General features: G+C 72.7%; 7 protein-coding genes and 1 pseudogene. 4 read left to right on the plus strand and 4 right to left on the minus strand.

From position 1 onward, the window contains the following. The first annotated feature begins 2 nt into the window (after positions 1 to 2). Positions 3 to 2,069 carry an iron ABC transporter permease gene (locus tag ACF062_RS26370; RefSeq protein ID WP_392141807.1) on the plus strand — a complete coding sequence of 689 codons (2,067 nt, stop codon included), beginning with the start codon at positions 3 to 5 and terminating at the stop codon, positions 2,067 to 2,069. Positions 2,070 to 2,122: 53 nt separating this feature from the next. Here ACF062_RS26370 and ACF062_RS26375 read toward each other — a convergent pair whose 3' ends face one another. The 3 genes and pseudogenes from ACF062_RS26375 to ACF062_RS26385 form a co-directional block, all read right to left on the minus strand. After that, positions 2,123 to 2,614 (minus strand): hypothetical protein, encoded by a 492-nt coding sequence (locus ACF062_RS26375; RefSeq protein WP_392141809.1) that lies wholly within the window; start codon positions 2,612 to 2,614, stop codon positions 2,123 to 2,125. Between the two features lie 59 nt (positions 2,615 to 2,673). After that, a complete protein-coding gene (locus ACF062_RS26380) occupies positions 2,674 to 3,426 on the minus strand; it encodes a ZIP family metal transporter (RefSeq protein WP_392141811.1) in 753 nt (250 codons plus the stop codon). Positions 3,427 to 3,466: 40 nt separating this feature from the next. Next, positions 3,467 to 3,829, minus strand: a pseudogene (locus ACF062_RS26385) (GNAT family N-acetyltransferase); the annotation flags it as partial. Between the two features lie 151 nt (positions 3,830 to 3,980). Between ACF062_RS26385 and ACF062_RS26390 the strand changes: the two are divergent. Further along, on the plus strand, positions 3,981 to 4,784 hold the full coding sequence (locus ACF062_RS26390) for an SDR family oxidoreductase (protein WP_392141813.1): 804 nt from the start codon (positions 3,981 to 3,983) through the stop codon (positions 4,782 to 4,784). 65 nt (positions 4,785 to 4,849) lie between these two features. On the opposite strand, the gene ACF062_RS26395 is transcribed toward ACF062_RS26390, so the two are convergent. Further along, entirely contained in the window at positions 4,850 to 5,317 is a 468-nt protein-coding gene (locus ACF062_RS26395) for a peptidoglycan-binding protein (protein ID WP_392141815.1), read from the minus strand. 498 nt (positions 5,318 to 5,815) lie between these two features. Between ACF062_RS26395 and ACF062_RS26400 the strand changes: the two genes are divergently transcribed. Beyond that, positions 5,816 to 7,108, plus strand: a complete 1,293-nt coding sequence (locus ACF062_RS26400) for an MFS transporter (RefSeq protein WP_392141817.1) — start codon at positions 5,816 to 5,818, stop codon at positions 7,106 to 7,108. Then, the gene (locus ACF062_RS26405; protein ID WP_392141819.1) at positions 7,068 to 18,044 is read left to right on the plus strand and encodes an amino acid adenylation domain-containing protein; all 10,977 of its coding nucleotides are present in this window, start codon (positions 7,068 to 7,070) and stop codon (positions 18,042 to 18,044) included. The genes ACF062_RS26400 and ACF062_RS26405 overlap by 41 nt, the downstream gene beginning before the upstream one ends. Positions 18,045 to 18,057 lie beyond the last annotated feature (13 nt).

An 18,057-nucleotide genomic window follows, 5' to 3' on the forward strand; every position in this document is an offset into this window, starting at 1 on the left:
CCATGGCCGTCACCGCAACCACCCCCGCCGCCCGCCCGTCGACAGCCGCCTCCCGTACGGGTGCGGCCGCGGTGACGGCCGCACTGGTCCTCCTCGTCGCCGCGCTCGCGGTCGTCGACATCACCCAGGGCACGGCCGCCGTCGGCCCCTCCGAGGTGTGGAAGGCGTTCACCGGCAGTGCCGACACGGCCGACGCGTCCGTCGTCGTCGCCTCCCGGCTGCCGAGAATGACCGCGGGCCTGCTCGTCGGCGCCGTACTCGGCATGGCGGGCGCCGCCCTCCAGGCGGTCAGCCGCAACGTCCTCGCCTCGCCCGACACCCTCGCCGTCAACGCGGGCTCGTACCTCGCCCTCGGCGTCGCCGCCGCCACCGGCATATCGCTGCCGCTCCTCGCCTCCTCCGGCATCGCGTTCATCGGCGGCCTCGCCGCGGCGGCCGTCGTCCTCGGCCTGTCCGGCCTCGGTGCGGGCACGGTCCGCCTCGTCCTCGCGGGCAGCGCCCTCACCCTCGGCCTCACCGCCGTCACCGAGGGCCTGCTCCTGCTGTTCCCCCACGAGACCGAGGGCCTCTACAAGTGGAACCAGGGGAGCATCGCGCAGAACGGCTTCGACGGCGTACTTCAAATGCTGCCCATCGGCGCCGCCGGACTCATCGGTCTGATCCTGCTCGCCCGCAGGGTCGACGCGCTGGCCCTCGGTGACGACGCCGCGCACGGCGTCGGTGTCCCCGTGCGCTCCACCCGCGTCGTCGCGGTCGTGCTCGCCGCGCTGCTCTCCACCGCCGCTGTCACCCTCGCCGGACCCGTCGGCTTCGTCGGCCTGTGCGCGCCCGCGCTCGTACGCCCCCTCGCCCGCAGGTTCCGGGCCTTCACCCGCTCGCGGGCCCGGCTGCCGTTCGCGGGTCTCACCGGCGCGGCCCTGGTCCTCGGCTCCGACGTGCTGCTGCGCGCCGTCGTCCCCTCGGACACCGCGGTCGCCGTGCCCACCGGCGTCGTCACCAGCCTCGTCGGCGCGGTCTTCCTGATCGTCATGGCCGCGCGGGCCAAGGACACGGCGGCCGCCGCCCCCGCCGACAAGCTGCGCATCCGCAGCAGGACCGTCTTCGTCGTCACGACGACCGTCCTCGTCGCCGCGCTGATCGGCCTGGTCATCGCCGCCGTACTCATCGGGGACAGCAAGTTGCTGATGGGCGACGTGGTCAACTGGGCCCAGGGCAGAGCCGGGCAGACCGTCACCTTCGTCCTGGACACCCGCGTGCCGCGCGTGATCGCCGCCCTCTGCGCGGGAGCGGCACTCGCCCTCGCGGGGACACTCATCCAGGCCGTGACGCGCAACCCGCTGGCCGAACCAGGCGTCCTGGGCGTCACCAACGGCGCCGCGGTGGGCGCTGTCCTGCTTGTCACGACCGTGCCGGTGGCCGGTTCCTGGAGCATCGCCGCGGGCGCGTTCGCGGGCGCCGCGGTCAGCTCCCTGCTCGTCTTCGGCCTCGCGGCGAGGGGCGGGTTCCAGCAGAACCGGCTCGTACTCGTCGGATTCGGGGTCGCCACGGGAGCGACGGCCGTCATCAGCCTGCTCATCATCCTCACCGACCCGTTCAACGCGACGAAGGCACTGACCTGGCTCGCGGGCTCGACGTACGGGCGGACGCTGCCCGACGTGCTGCCTCTCGCGGCCGTCCTCGCCGTGGGCCTGGCCGTCGCGGTCGTACGACGCACCGAACTCGACCTGGTGTCACTCGACGAGGACACTCCGAGGCTGCTCGGCCTCGACCTGGGCCGCGGACGTCTGGGCTTCCTCGTCCTCGCCGTCCTGCTGAGCGCCACCGCGGTATCGGCCGCCGGCACGATCGGCTTCGTCGGGCTCGTCGCGCCGCACGCCGCTCGGGCCCTGGTGGGCCGCCGACACGCTCGGGTGGTGCCGGTCGCCGTCCTCCTCGGCGCCATCCTCGTGTGCGCCGCCGACCTGGTGGGCCGGACGGTCATCGCTCCTGCCCAGCTCGGCGCCGGGCTCATGACGGCCGTGATCGGCACGCCGTACTTCCTCTATCTGCTCGTACGCAGCCGTCGATAGGGAGCCCGAGGAGCCCGGGGAGTCGGGGAAGAGGGTGTCCGGAGGCGGACGCGTCAGGGCAGGGCACGCGCCCGGACCGTCGGATCCGCGGCCGTGCTCGCACGCGGCTGCAAATGTGTGCAGGGCCCGGCGAAGCCCTGCGGCATACGCATACGGTGCGCGAGGTCACGCGCCAGGCGTCGCGTGAGGCGGCTGTACCAGTCCACATCCGGGTAAAAGGCCCGCAGGTGGGAGACGGCACGTGTCCCCAGACCGCTGTCCTGAAGCGGGCCGGTCACTTGAGCGTGAGTCACCACACCGCTGCCGCACTCTTCGCAGACCTGGTAGTCGAGGCGGCCGACGACGCGGCGCCCGTACACCAGGAGCAGGGAGCGCGCTTCGTCACCCGTCGGTGCGGGGGAGTGGAGGATCTCCACGTCGCGGTAGGCGAGCAGCCGCCGGTGCAGCCGGCCACGGCGACGGCGGCGACGAGCGTGACGGGGCTCTCCGCGGAGCCGGGCGCCGGGCAGAGAGGCAATGGGCGCGAGAAGGTTTGTCCCAAGCATCCCTTGCGTCTACCCCCGCCCGGCGCGAGCACTCCGGTTCCCTCCGAAAGCCGCGCGGTTCAGGCGTGGGACAGGGCGAACGACACGAGGAAACCGCACACCGTGATCAGCCCTATGGCCAGGTGAGCGTTCTCGAACGCCTCCGGGATCATCGTGTCGGCGATCATGGCGAGAATCGCGCCGGCCGCCACCGCGGTCACAGCCGCCACCACCGCCGTGGACATCCCGCCCACCACCGCGTACCCGAGCACCGCCGACACGGTACTGGCCAGGGCGATCACCCCCCACACGCCGAACACGTACGTCTTGCCGCGCCCCGCCCGCCTCATCCCGGCGGAGCTGGACAGGCCCTCGGGCACGTTGCTGATGAACACCGCGGCCACCGTCGCCACACTGACCGCACCGCCCTTCAGCAGGCTCACCCCGATGACAGCCGACTCCGGCACACCGTCCAGCAGGGCCCCCAGCGCCAGCGCCAGCCCCGAGCCGCCCTGTTCGGACTCGGAAGGCTGCTTGCCGTGGCCGCTGCGCTTGCGGTGGCGGGCGCCGCGCCGTGCCAGCCAGGCGTTTCCGGCCGTATAGGCGAGTGCCCCGGCCACCGTGCCGATCGCCGCCGGTGCGAGGCCGGCCTCGTCGTACGCCTCCGCGACCAGTTCGAAGGACACGGCCGACAGCAGGACTCCCGCACCGAACGCCATCACGGATGCCACCAGCCACTGGGGCACCCGGACTCCGTACCCGATCACCGCCCCCAGCAGCAGGGCGGAACCGGCCACAAGGCCCCATACACCGGCTTCGAAGATTTCAGGCATGCGATCTTCCCTACCCGCTCGGCGCCGTACGCCACGCGGATCAACCGGACGGTGTGCCGGGAGACCACACGCCGAACCACTGCTCGGCGCCGTGGTCCTCGTACCGCTCCACCTCCGTGAAGCCCAGCTTCGCCGCGAGGCGCATCGAGCGATCGTTGGCGGTCTGGGTGCGGAGCACCACCGACTCGCCGGGCTTCGCGTCGGCGAACCAGGCGAGTGCCGCCGCGCACGCCTCGGCGGCGTATCCCCGTCCCCATGCCTGGGGCAGTAACAGGTACCCGAGCTCGGTCCTCCCGACGTCCGGACGTATGTGGCCCGGACGGTCTGCGTGCGGATCGAGCATGACCTCGCCGATCATCGCTCCGTCGAGATCGATGACGAAAACCCCGGGGCGCCGCCCGGGCGGCGGATCCTGGTTCGGTCATGGCGGGCAACCTACCAACGCCCGCTGGGCGGCGGGTGGTTGCAGGACCCGGTGCCGTCCCCGCTCGTTTGCCGCGGCGCCGCAGGAAAACGATTGACGCCGAGGTGTCGCTCGTGAACGATTCCGGCCCGTGACAACGGATACCAATCATGACCAGGCCGCCCACGGACGAGGCCCTTCGGCTGACCGCCCGCTCGCCCTGATCACCGGGGTCGGCCGCACCGTCGGCATCGGCGCGGGCATCGCCCTTCGGCTGGCCGCATCGGGCTGGGACATCGCCTTCACGTACTGGACCCCCTACGACGACCGCATGAGCTGGGGCAGCGAGCCCGGCGCGACCGAAGCGATCAGCCGATCGTTGGCCGAACACGGCGCGTCCACCACCGCGATCGAGGCGGATCTCGCCGACCCGGACACCCCGGCACGCGTCTTCGACGAGGTCGAACAGCGGATGGGCGGTGTCACCGCGCTGGTGATGAGTCACTGCGAGTCCGTCGACTCCGGGCTGCTCGACACCACCGTCGAGAGTTTCGACCGGCACTTCGCCGTCAACGCGCGCGCCACCTGGCTGCTCATTCGCGAGTTCGGACGCCGCTTCGCCGCGGAACGGGGAACCGGCCGGATCGTCGGCCTCACCAGTGATCACACCGTCGGCAACTTGCCCTACGGGGCCAGCAAGGGCGCCCTGGACCGCATCACCCTGGCCGCCGCCCACGAACTCGCACACCTCGGCGTGACCGCCAACGTGATCAATCCCGGGCCCGTCGACACCGGCTGGATGCCCGAGGAAGTCCGTGAGCACTGCGTCCGCAGCACCCCGCTCGGCCGACTGGGCACCCCGCAGGACACCGCGCACCTAGTGGACTTCCTGTGCTCCAAGGAGGGCGAGTGGATCAACGGTCAGCTGCTGATGAGCAACGGCGGCCTCGCATAGGCGCCGAAAGGCCCCGGGAACACCACATCCCCGGGGCCCGGCCGTCTGGACTCGCGCTGTCGTGATCAGCACCAGCTGCCGTCGTTGGGGAGGCGGGAGAACGCCTTCCAGGCGGCCTTGGTCTTGGTTCCGGCCACGCCGTCGATGCCGCCGGTGTCATAGCCGATGTCGACCAGGAACCTCTGGAGGCCCCGGATGGTGTTGGGGCCCACGGCGCCGTCGACGGCTCCGGCGTTGTAATCGCGGTCGTTGAGGAACAGCTGCCAAGCCTTCCAGCTGCTGGTGCCGAGCTGGCCGTCGATGGCACCAGGGTTGTACCTACCGCGCGGTGCGGCGTCGCGGACGTAGCACTGCACACTCTTGCCCTCGGAGATGGAGAGGCCGAGGTTGTTGACGGCTTGGATGGTGGCGGAACTGCTGGGCTGCTGGGTGGGCGCGGCGACGGCCGCTGTCGCGCCGGCGACGGTGCCGAGGCTGAGGGCGGCAGCGGTGAAGGTGGTCAACAGCGCTCTCGTGAGCATGCGCGATGCCATGAGTGTCCCCCTTGGTGGGCCAACGGTCGGAGCCGGCTGAGGTACGTACCGGCGGCGCAGTGTCTAGCAGCTCGGTCACGGACGGGCGAGGGGCCGGTGAGGGGTTGCCCCGTGAATTGGACAGGCTCGTATAAGACGGCAGTCCCTGGGCGCGAAGCCGACGAGGTAGGGGGAACGGCCTGATGGCTGACGTCGCTTGTCGGTTTATCGGCCAGATCGGACGAGGCCGCGCAGTATGGGATACGTGCGAATGACGGGAAACCGCCCCGGGCTCAGCCGCGGCACGCCGGACCGGCCAAGTCCGGTAACCGCGAGGCGCACATGGGCGGAGGCCCTGATCGTCGGGGAGCCGCGCAGTCGGCCGGCGGTGGGTTGACTCGATTTGACCCAGCGGGTTGACTACCTCAAATCCGTTGAACGGTCACATGAGTGAGGGGTTTTGTGAGGGCGGGTCGGCGAAGTGAAACGGCGTCGATCAGCTGGCGATTCCGCGCACTTGTGGCAAGTTATGCCGTTTCCGCCTATGGGAACTTCCTCAACCTGATCGCCCTGAGTCTGTTCACGTACGAAGTCGTGGGCAGCGCGTTCGGTATCGGCGTGGTGATGGCGCTCCGGTTGTTCTCCGGCATGCTGGCGGGCCTGGGCGCGGGCGCGCTCACCACGGCCCTCGGCCGCCGCACCGTGATGGTGGGCGCCGACGTGGCGCAGGCCCTCGCGATGGCGCTGCTCGCGGTCAGCGCCCGTGATCCCTCGCTCACCCTCCTCCTGGGCGCGGTCATCGTCCTCGGCGCGGGGAACACACTCTTCACGGTGGCGCTGCGCAGCGCCGTGCCGGTGCTCGTCGGGCACGACGGGCGCTCGCGGGCCAACGGGCTTCTGGTGGCGGGGCGTTCGGCTGCCACCGTCCTCGGATACGGCTCGGCTGCGGCCGTCATCGCCTCCGGCGGGTACGCGCTCGCGTTCGCGGTCAACAGCGCCAGTTTCGTGGTGTCGGCGGTGGTCGTGCTGGTGCTGCGGCCCCGCACCGACGCCGAGGGCGCGACGGACGAGGGACCTCCGACCGAGTCGGCCCCCGGGCGGCGGAAGACCGGGGCGAGGCTCGGACTTGCGGGAATCCCCGCGCTGTTGGCCGCGGCGCTCCTGCTGCGGGGCACCGACGCTTTTGCCTCCTCCTCGCACAACGTGGCCCTGCCGATCGTGGCCGGCCTGGAGTCCCCGGACAATCCGGCGCTGTTCATGACCCAGTTCTGGGTGGCCTGGGCCGTGGGCGCCCTCCTCTCCCACCAGGTCCTCAAACGCTTCCAGCCCGCAAAGGCATACGGTGAGCGCGCGTTCGCGCTCGGAACCGCCGCCATGGCGGTCTTCTTCGTGCTCGTCTTCACGGGACTTCCCGCCCCCGCCCTGATCCTGGTGGCTCTCGCGGCGGGAATCGCCGACGGCTGTACCGAGATTGTGTACGTCTCGCGCCTACAGGCCGCGCCGGAGCGGGAACGCAGCCGGCTGTTCGGCATGTCGGCGTCCGCCGAGACCGCCGGCTTCACCCTCGGCATGATCGCTGCGGCCGCCGCGCTGGAAGGCTTCCCCGTGCTCGCGGTCGTCGCCGCCTTCCACGGAACCGCTCTGTGCGGGGCATTGGCGCTGCTGGCCTTCGCCGCCGCGCGCCGTCGCGGCGCTGCCATGCCCCCCGGTCGCGACACCCGCGGCCCTGGGTCCAAGACACCACTGACAGCTGAAGCAGAAGGGGACGGACATGACGCGCGTACGGGGGCAGGCCCTCTGCCGGGGTCCTGAGCCAGAACTCGACGGGGACGACCCTCGTGACGCGATCCGTGCCCTGCTCGGGGCGGCGGCCGCCGACGAGGAGGTGGGAGTGGTCACGGTGGGCCCCGAGGGGCGAACCGAGACGCAGACATACCCCCAACTCCTCGACCGGGCACGGCGATTCCTCACCGGGCTGCGCGCGCAAGGCGTGCGGCCGGGGGACACCGTGGTGCTGTGCGGGCTGCCGCTCGACGTGTTCTTTCCGGCCTTCTGGGGCTGCGTCCTCGGCGGCGCCGTGCCCGTGGCCATCGCCGACCCGCCCGCGGCGGGCTCCGTGGCCGCCGAACGGCTGCGCCACACCCGCGCGTTGCTGAAAGACCCCCTCGTGCTCACCGACGCCCCGGGCGCCGCCGCTCTCGCGGGCCTCGGTCAGGGCGAGCGGGTGTTCGTCGCCGCCGACTTCCTCCGGCATCCGCAGTCGTACGACCACCACGAGCCCAAGGCGTCGGACACCGCGCTGCTGATGCTCTCCTCCGGCAGCACGGGCGCGCCGAAGGCGGTGCGGCTCACGCACGCCGGGCTCGCCGACTTCGCGGCCAGTACCCGCCGGATCCTGCCGGTGCGGGCGGGTGACACCTTCGTCAACTGGCTGCCCCTCGACCACAGCGGGGCGTTCCTGCTCTATCACGTACTGCCGGTGTTCGCGGGCTGCGCCAACGTGCACACGCCCACCCGGACGGTCCTCGCCGACCCGCTGCGCTGGCTCGATCTGCTCCACGAGTACCGCGCCCAGCACGGCTGGGCGCCCACCTTCGCGTACCGGCTGGTGGCGGACGCGCTCGCCGAACAGCCCGACAGGCGCTGGGCCTTGAGCGGCCTGACCTCGCTGGTGTGCGGCGGTGAGCAGATCACGCTGCCGGTCCTGCGGGCCTTCCTCGACGCCACATCGGACTTCGGTGTCCGCGAGCGTCACCTCGTCCCGGTCTGGGGCATGGCCGAGACGGTCACCGCGATCACCTACGGACGCCTCGACCGGCCGGGCACCGTGCACCGCCTGGTCAAGTCCAGCCTCGGCGGGGAGCTGCGGAGCGCGGACGCGGACGCTCCGGACAGTGAGTGCGTGACCTTCGTCGCGGCCGGTTCGCCCGCCCATGGCACGTCCCTGCGGGTCGTCGACGACGGAGGACGGCCGCTGGAGGGCGGCAGGATCGGGCAGTTGCAGGTGCACTCACCCATGCGTCTGACGCCGGGCTACGTCGACAACCCGGACGCCGACGCATCGGCCTACCCCGAGGGCGCCGACTGGTTGGACACCGGGGACCTGGCGTTCCTCGCCGAGGGCCAGGTCGTCATCACCGGCCGCCGCAAGGACGTGATCATCCTCAACGGGAACAACGTGTACGCCCACGAGATCGAGGCCGCCGCCACGACCGTGCCCGGGGTACGCGTCGGCGAAGTGGCCGCCTGCGGGATACCGGACTCCGGCCGCGGCACGGAACGCCTCGCTGTGTTCTTCGTCGGCCGGGGGGACGAAGAGGACGCCCGCATCACTCGCCAGGTGAAGGCGGAGCTGTTCACACGCCTCGGCCTGACCGCCACACACGTGCTGCCCGTCCCCGTGGAACGGTTCCCGCGCACACCCGCCGGCAAGGTGCGGCGCGCCGAGCTGCGCGACCGGTTCATCGAAGGAGACCTGCGCGCGGCCCCCCGCGCCGCCGCCGTTTCCCAAGGTGCCGGGGACCGGAGCGGTGACACGGGGCGAGCGGTGCGCGAGGAGCTCACCGCCGTGCTCGGCCACCCGGTGCCGGTGCACCTGCCGTTCTATGAACTCGGGCTGACATCCGTGCAGTTGCTCCGTCTGCGCGGACGGCTCGAAGAGCGTCTGGGGCGGGCGATCGCCGACACCGCGCTGTTCGAACACCCCACGGCGGACGCGCTCACCGAGCACCTCATGCACCTCGCCGAGCAACCAACCCCGTCACGAACGGGGCCCGCGCGCCAGCCCGAAGAGGCCGGGAGGGGCGCAGACCAGCGGGTCGCGATCATCGGGATGGCGTTGCGCTTCCCCGGCGCCGACTCGCCGGACGCCTACTGGCGGAACCTGCGTGACGGCGTCGACTGCCTCACCGTCTTCGACGAGGGCCAACTGCGGGCCGCGGGCCTCACGGCCGAGCAGGCGGCGGCCGCCGACCGGGTGCCGGTCGCCGGGGTCCTCGACGGCGCGCTGGACTTCGACACCGACTTCTTCGGGCTCACCCCCAAGGAAGCCCGGCTCACCCACCCGGCACACCGCCTTTTCCTGGAGTGCTGCCACCGGGCGCTGGAGGACGGCGGCTACGCGCTCCCGCAACAGGACACCAGGATCGGCGTGTTCGCCGGTTCGGGCATGCACCTCTATGACCACCAGCAGACGGGATCTCCCTCGTACGCGTACGCCGACGGGGGCGCCGCATACGCCGACGCCGACGGGGACCCGGTCACCGGGATGCAGAGCACGATCGGGCAGCAGCCGGACTTCGTCGCCACCCGGGTCGCCTACCGGCTCGGCCTCACCGGTCCCGCCATCGGCGTGCAGACGGCCTGTTCCACGTCACTGGTCGCCGTGCACCTGGCGGCGCAGGCCCTGCTGACCGGTGACGCGGACGTCGTGCTCGCCGGTGCCACGGCCGTGCACCTGCCGCAGGAGACCGGCTACCGCAGCCACCCCGACTCCATCCTGTCCCCGACCGGCCGATGTCGCGCCTTCGGCGCCGACGCCGACGGCACCGTGGGCGGCAACGGAGTGGCGGCCGTACTGCTCAAACGCCTCGACAGGGCACTGGCCGACGGGGACACGGTGCACGCGGTGATCCTGGGCTCGGCGGTCAACAACGACGGCGCCCGGAAAGCCGGTTACACCTCCCCCGGAATGGCCGGACAGGTGGCGGTCGTCCGCGACGCGCTGCGCCGGGCCGCCGTCCCGGCCGACACCGTCACCTACGTGGAAGCGCACGGCACCGGCACGCCGCTGGGGGATCCGGTGGAGTTCGAGGCGCTGGGGCGGGCCCTCGGCGTGGACACGAGGCGCACCGCGTTCTGCGCCGTCGGCTCGGTGAAGCCGGCCATCGGACACCTCGACAGCTGCGCGGGCATGGCGGGCCTGATCAAGACGGTACTGATGCTGCGGCACCGCACCCTGGTCCCGACCCTGCACCTGACGCACCCCAACCCCCGGCTCGGCCTGGAGAACGGCCCCCTGAGGCTCGCCACCGAACTGCGGCCATGGACCGTGCCGGACGGGACGCCCCGCAGGGCCGGGGTCAGTGCTCTCGGCGTGGGCGGCACCAACGCCCACGTCATCCTCGAACAAGCCCCGGCCCGGCGCCCCAGGCCCACGTCCAGCAGGCCCGCGCTCGTCCCCGTCTCGGCACGCGACGCCCAGGCGCTGGGGGAGCTGACCGCTCTGCTGAGCGACCGCCTGCGGAACGCGCCGGACACGGGCCCCGCCGACGTGGCGGCCACGTTGGGGCGCGGCCGTCCGCACCGCGCCGCGCGCACGGCCGTGGTGGGTGCCGACGCCGGTGAACTCGCGCGAGCCCTGGAGCAACCACCGGCCGCCCTCTCCCCGTTCGGACCGCTGACGTTCGCCTTCTCCGGCCAGGGCAGTGCGCGCGCCGGCATGGCCCGTGGGATCTACGACGCGTTCGCCGAGGCCCGTTCGGTGGTGGACCGCTGCGAGCGTGTCTACGCCGATGAGTTCGGCGGCACGCTGATGCCGCTGCTGCTCGGCGAGAGCGGTACCGGAGATATGGGCGGTGCGGACGGCGGTGCCGACGGTGACGCGGACCGGGTGTGGCCCACGGAAGTGGCCCAACCCGCGTTGTTCGCCCACCAGGCGGCCCTGCTGGCGGTCTGGCGGGCCTGCGGGGTGCGACCCGCCATGGTGTTGGGCCACAGCGTCGGCGAGTACGCGGCGCTGCACGCGGGGGGAGCGCTGAGCATCGACGACGGGCTGCGCCTCACCGCTCGGCGCGGTCATCTCATGCAGCGGAACAGCCCGCCCGGCGCGATGCTCGCGGTCCGCACCGACCCGACGACCGCCCAGCGCGTCGCCGAGGCTTCCGGCGCCGAGGTCGCCGTGGTCAACGGGCCCCGCTCGCAGGTTCTTTCCGGGACGCCCGAAGCCCTCGACGAGGCGGCGCGCCTGCTGGACCGTGACGGCATCCGGTGGCGGCCTCTGCCGGTGGACCGGGCCTTCCACTCGGCGGGGCTCGACGCCGCGCTGTCCGCGTTCCGCGCGTCGGCGGACGAGGTGTCGTACGCGCCGCTGCGCGTGCCCCTCGTCAGCTGCCTCGACGGCGAGGTGCGCCCCGTGGGCTGGTCCCCCGACGCCTCGTATCTGTGCGCGCAGGCACGGCGGCCCGTCCGCTTCGACCTGGCCTTGGCCACGGCGGCGGGCGGGGGCCGGGGCGGCTTCGTCGAGCTCGGCGCCGGGGACACGCTCCGGGGCCTGGGACGGCACTGCCTGCCGGAAAGCCGCTGGCTGCGAGGCCAGGGGGAGGGGAGCGGGGCCGCGGTACAGCAGCGCGGCATGCTGCACTCGCTCGGCGAGCTGTACCGCGCGGGGACGGACCTGGACTGGTCGGCCCTCGCACGCGGCGGGGGCCGGATCCCGCTGCCGGGGCATCCGCTGCGCCGCCGTGAGGTGGCTCCCGCCCGCGTCTCCGCCGCGGCCCGGGACACCGCGGCCCGCGACACCATGACCCCGGGCACCACGGCCTCGGACACCGCCGTGCCGGTCGCGCACGCGGCTCCGGACGAGCCGACCCCCGTACTGCCCGACGCCGCACCCCTGCTCGGCATCAGGGAGATGACCGCGGACCAGTTGGGCGCGGACATCGCGGACGTCACGCCGGACCGCTCGTTCTTCGAGCTGGGCGCGGACTCGCTTTCCCTCATGGGGATGGCCAAGGAGCTCGATCGCCGCTACGGCGTGCGCGTCCCCGTACGCGAGTTCTTCGATACGGCGGACACGCCGCGCAAACTGGCCGACCGCGTCGCGCAGCGGCAGGCCGAGGCGACCGGGCTGCCACCGCGCACCGCTACGTCGGCACCCGAACCGGAACCGACGCCCCCACCCGCGCAGGCCCCGCCCGCACCCGAGGCGCCCGCCCTCCCGCGGTCCGGCCCCGCGGGGGCCTCACCCGACCTGCACGACCTCTTCGCGCAGCAGCTGGAACTCACGCGGCACCTGATCGACCAGGTGACCGGCGTCGTCAACCGGCAGACGGAGGCCCTCGCCGCCGCCAGGCCGGCGCCACCCGCCGCGCCCGCCGAACCCCTCACCGTTCCCGCTGCCCCACCGGAACGCGCTGTACCGACTGGCCCGCCGGTACATGCCGTACCGGCCACCACCCCGCCGGTATCCGACCTACCGGCCACCACCGACGCGCCGGACTTCAGCCTCTACTTCTTCGGCGACTACCCGGACGACGCGGCCCACGACAAGTACGCCCTGATCATGCGGGCGGCCGACTTCGCTGACCAGCACGGATTCCACGCGCTGTGGTTCCCCGAGCGGCACTTCAACTCGTTCGGCGCGCTCTTCCCCAACCCCTCCGTCCTCGCCGCCGCCCTGGCGGCCCGCACCCGCCGCGTCCGGCTGCACGCCGGTTCCGTGGTCCTGCCGCTGCATCATCCGGTCCGGGTGGCGGAGGAGTGGTCGGTGGTCGACAACATCTCCGGTGGCCGGGCGGGCATGTGCTTCGCCGGCGGCTGGCACTCGACCGACTTCGCGCTCGCCCCCGACGTCTTCGGACGCCACCGCGAGGCCATGTACGAGCAGCTGGAGACCGTGCGTCGGCTGTGGTCCGGGGAGGCCATCACCCTGACCGGCGGCGACGGCGAGCCCGTCGACGTCCAGCTGCACCCGAGGCCCCTTCAGGACCAACCGCCCCTGTACGTAGCCGTGGTGGGCAACCCCGAAAGCTACCGGCGAGCCGCCGCGAACGACCTGGGCGTCGTCACCAACCTGATGGCGCAGACGGTGGAGCAGCTGGCGGAGAACATCGCCCTGTACCGCCGCACCCGCGCCGAGCACGGCCTCGACCCGGCGGCGGGCCGTGTCGTCGTCCTCGTACACACGTATCTGGAGCAGGACGCGGCGCGGGCACGCGCCGAGGCGTACCGGCCCTTCGTGTCGTACCTGCGCTCCTCGCTGTCCCTGTTCGACCAGGTCACCAACAGCCTCGGCTTCGACGTGGACCTGGCGAACACCCCCGAGGAGGACGTGGAGTTCCTGCTCGGCCGCGCCTACGAACGCTACTGCGACACGCGCGCCCTGATCGGGGACGAGTCGACGGCCGCCGAGACAGTGAGCCGCTTGAGGGCGGCGGGCGCGGACGAGATCGCGTGCTTCGTGGACTTCGGTGTACCGGCGGACAAGGTGCTCGCCGCCCTGCCCCTGCTCGACGGCCTGCGCTCCCGTCGGCGCGATGCCGAAGCGGAGGGGAACGCGCGTCCCGGTGGGCGCAGGCCGCTCACACCGTCCCAGCGCCGCATCTGGTTCCTGGAGCAGCTGCGCCCCGGCACCAGCATGTACCACGAGCCCAAGGCGATCCGTCTGGACGGGGCGCTGAACACCGAGGCGCTGTGCTGGGCCCTCCAGAAGGTGGCCGACCGGCACACGGCGCTGCGGACCGTCTTCCGCGACGCCGACGGCACCCCCTACCGGCAGGTGCTAGAACGGATCACACTCGACTGTCCGGTGGACGACCACACCGGGGCGGGTGAGGAGGAGGCGCTGCGGGCCGCGATGGCCACCGAGGGCCGCCGCATCCTCGACCTGCGCGAGGGCCCGCCCCTCGCGGTACGGCTGCTGCGCCTCGCCCCCGAGCGGCACCTGCTGTTCCTGCTCGCCCACCACATCGCCTTCGACTCCTCCTCCACCGAGGTGTTCACCCGCGACCTGGCCGCCTACTACCGCTCCTGGCCCGACGGCGAGCCCCGGCTTCCGGCGCTCCACGACGACATCACCGAGGACGCTCCCGACGCCGCGACGGCCGCGGAGAGCCTTGAGTTCTGGCGGTGCGAACTGGCGGACGTACCGGACCTCGACCTGCCCGCCGACCGGCCGCGCCCTCCGGAGCGCACAGGTGAGGGGGCGAGCCTGACGTACACGTGGGACGCCGAACTGACCGAGGGCATCAAGAAGTTCGCCGCGTCCCAACGGGCCACCGTCTTCATGGCGCTGACCGGCGCCATTGGTGCCGTACTCGGCCGCTTCGCCGGGCAGGACCACTTCGCGCTCGGGACCGCGGTCGCGGCCCGGCCCGAGGGCGCCGAGCACGCGGTCGGGCTCTTCCTCGACACCGTTCCGCTGCACCTGGACCTGAGCGGCGATCCGGACTTCGCGACCCTGCTGCGCCGCGTCAGGAACACCAGCACCACCGCGTACGAACACCGGGCCCTGCCGTTCGACGAGCTGGTCGGCGCGCTGGCGCCGCGCCGCGACCCGGGCCGCAATCCGCTCTTCCAGGTCATGGTGGAGTACGAACAGGAGGCCGAGGTCGATTTCGACCCGCCTCGCCTGGCCGCGACGCTCCTGGACGTGCCGAGCGAGCGGGCCCCCTTCGACCTCAGCATCTACCTGACACACCACCGCGCGGGCCTGCGGTTCATGGTGGAGTACGACACGGCACTCTTCGACGCGTCCACCGCGCGCCGTTTCGTGGAGTACGTGGAGCAACTGCTGCGGCGGGCCCTCGAAGCGCCCGACGTCCCGGTCGCCGAGCTGACCGCCCCCTCGCCCGCCGACCGCGGCACGCTCGCACGGTGGGGCGGACTGGAGGAGCAGGCACCGTCCGGCCCCGGCAGCCTGCACGGCCTGTTCGAGGAGCAGGCCAGGTCCAGACCGGCCGCGCTCGCGCTCATCGGCGACGAACGCGCCGTCTCCTACGGCGAGTTGGAGGCGCGGGCCAATCGCATGGCCCACCGCCTGCGTCGGCTGGGCGCGGACCGCGGGGAGCGCGTGGCGGTCCTGCTGCCGCGCGGTCCCGAGCTGATCTCCGCGCTGCTCGCCGTACTCAAGAGCGGCGCCGCCTACCTGCCGCTCGATCCGTCCGCCCCGACACGCCGGCTGAGCGGGCTGCTCACGGACGGCCGCCCCGTGCTGCTGCTCACCTGTGCCACCGTGCTCGCCCGGCATCCGGATCTGGCCGCCCACGCGCCCGGCGTACTGCTCGCCGACGCCGACGCCGGCGACAACAGCGACAACAGCGACGACAGCGACACGACGCTCCCGGACACACCCCCCGACGTCGAGGTGCTATCCGAGGACCCGGCGTACTGCATCTACACCTCCGGCTCCACCGGCCGGCCCAAGGGTGTCGTCGTCCCGCACCGGGGCCCGGCCGCCCTGGTGCGCGGGCAAGTGGCGCGGCACAGGCCGCTGCGCACCCTCCAGTGGACCTCGCCCGCCTTCGACATCAGCGTCCAGGAGATCTTCACGACGCTCGCGTCGGGGGCCGCCCTGGTCCTGATCGACGACGAGGTGCGGCACGACCCGGCCGTGCTCACCCGGACGCTGCGCCACCACGAGGTGCAGCGCCTTTACATGCCGAGCACCCCGTTGCGCTACCTGATGGACACGGCGCCCGAACTGCCCGCTCTGCGCGAGGTGGTGCAGTGCGGCGAGCCCTTGCAGGTCACCGCCGCGCTGCGGCGCTTCCTGGCCGCCCACCCGCGGTGCGTCCTGTACAACCAGTACGGCCCCACCGAGACCTCGATCGTCGTCACCTCGCACCGCGTCGTGCCCGAGGGGGAGGAGTGGCCGCCCATCGGGACCCCCGTGCCCGGCGCCCACATCAGGCTCGTCGCTCCAGACGGGCGCGAGGTGCCGGTGGGCGCCGTCGGTGAGATCCACGTGAGCGGTGTGCAGGTCGCGCACGGCTACCACGGCCGCCCCGAGGAGACCGCGGCCCGCTTCGTCGACGACGGCACCGGCACGGTGCACTACCGCACCGGCGACCTCGCCCGCTGGCGCTCGGACGGCACCTTGGAGTACCGGGGCCGGGTCGACGACCAGGTCAAGATCAGGGGCCACCGCGTCGAACCCGCCGAGCTGCAAGGCGCGTTGACCGCTCTGCCCGAGGTCAAGGACGCGGCCGTCGTGCCGCGCCACGACGCGCACGGCGACATGGAACTCGTCGCGTACGTCGTCCCGAGGCACACCGGGACCGACCTGGCCCGGCTGCGGTCCGCGCTCGCCGCCGAACTCCCCGACCACCTGGTCCCGGGCCGCTGGGTGGCGCTGGAGCGGCTGCCGGTCAACACCTCGGGCAAGCTCGACCGGCGCGGCCTCCCGGATCCCGAGACGGCGGACGCCCCGCACGTCTCGGGCGCTGAACCCGCCACCGCCCGGGAGAAGTCCCTGCACGAGCTGTGGTGCGCCGAACTCGGCACCCGGTCCTTGCCCGTCGACCGCTCCTTCTTCCAGCTGGGCGGGCACTCGCTCAGCGCGATCCGGCTGCTGCACCGCATGGCCGAGGAGCTGGACCTGCACCTGTCGATGGCGGACTTCTTCCGAACGCCGACGATCAGGGGCCTGGCGGCACGGGGCGGCGGCGGGAGCACGGGCCCGGACGAGGCGGTGGCCGCCGCCGTCCCCCTGACCTCCAGCCTGCGCCGGCTGTGGCGACGCCACCACGAGCGCGCCGACCCGGCCGTCTACAACGTCACCCACCGCCTCGACCTGCGAGGGGAGTTGGACCCCCGCCACTTGGAGCAGGCGCTGTCGGCCCTCGTCGCCCGGCACGACGCGTTGCGCGCCCGGTGCGTCGAGCGGGCCGGGCAGCGGCTCTTCGAGGTGCTTGCCGCGGTACCGGTGGAGGTGCCGGTCACCGATCTGACCGCACACGGCGACGACGCCGAGGCCGTCGCCGACTGGTGCCGGGGCGAGGCGTCGCGGCCCTTCGCGCTGCACCGGGCCCCGCTGTTCCGCTTCCGCCTGGCCCGCCTCGCCGCGGACCGCTGGGTCCTGCTGGCCGTACTGAACCACGCGATCTGCGACGGCTGGTCGATGACCGTGCTCTGGCAGGAGCTGCAGGAGCTGTACAACGCCGCCTGCCGGCACACCGCCCACGAACTCCCGCCGCCCTCAGCACAGTTCACGGACGTGGCGCGCGCCGAACACGCCCTCGCTCCCGACCGGCGTCGATACCTGGAGGAGTACTGGCGCCGTGAACTCGGCGGGGCACCACTGACGTTGGACCTTCCCTACGACCATCACCGCCCGGCCGCCCTGTCGGGGCGCGGCGCGCTGCACACCCTCACCCTTGAGGAGGGCACGGCCTCGCTGGTCGCAGAGACGGCGGCAGACCTGGGCACCACTCCGTACGTGATGTGGGCGGCCGCCTTCGCCGCCTGGGCCGCGTCCGTGTGCGGCGGCCCCGACGACGTCGTCCTCGCCGCCTCCAGCGCCAACCGCGCCAAGCCGGGCCGTGAGGGAGTCGTCGGGTTCGTCGGTGACGCGGTGCTCCTGCGTGCCCGGATCGGTGACGCCGGCGTCTTCGCGGACCTGGTGGACCAGCTGGGCGGCACGCTGTTCAGGGCGCTCGACCACCAGGACCTGCCGTTGAGCGAGGTGGCCGGACTGCTGGAGGAGCGCCTCAGCTCCGCGCTCTTCCCCACGGTGCTGTTCACGGTGGTGACCGCCCGGCCGCCCGCCCTGGAGCTGCACCGTCTGTCCGCCGCCGTCGAAGGTGTCGCCGTGCGCGCGGCGGCCCGCAATGAGCTGTACGTCGTCGTGCACCCCGGACCGGAGAAGACGACGCTCACTTTCGAATACTCGACGGACCTGTTCGCCCCCGCGACCATCGAGGCCTGGATGTCCGACTTCGCCCGGCTCCTGTCGCTGGCGGTATCCGACCCGAGGACCCCCATGGCGTCGCTCGTGGCGAAGCGACGAAACGTCAGGGAGGAGGTCTGACCGGAGGGCCCCG

Origin of the sequence: Streptomyces sp. NPDC015345 (genome assembly GCF_043078805.1) — a bacterium.
Classification (GTDB): domain Bacteria; phylum Actinomycetota; class Actinomycetes; order Streptomycetales; family Streptomycetaceae; genus Streptomyces.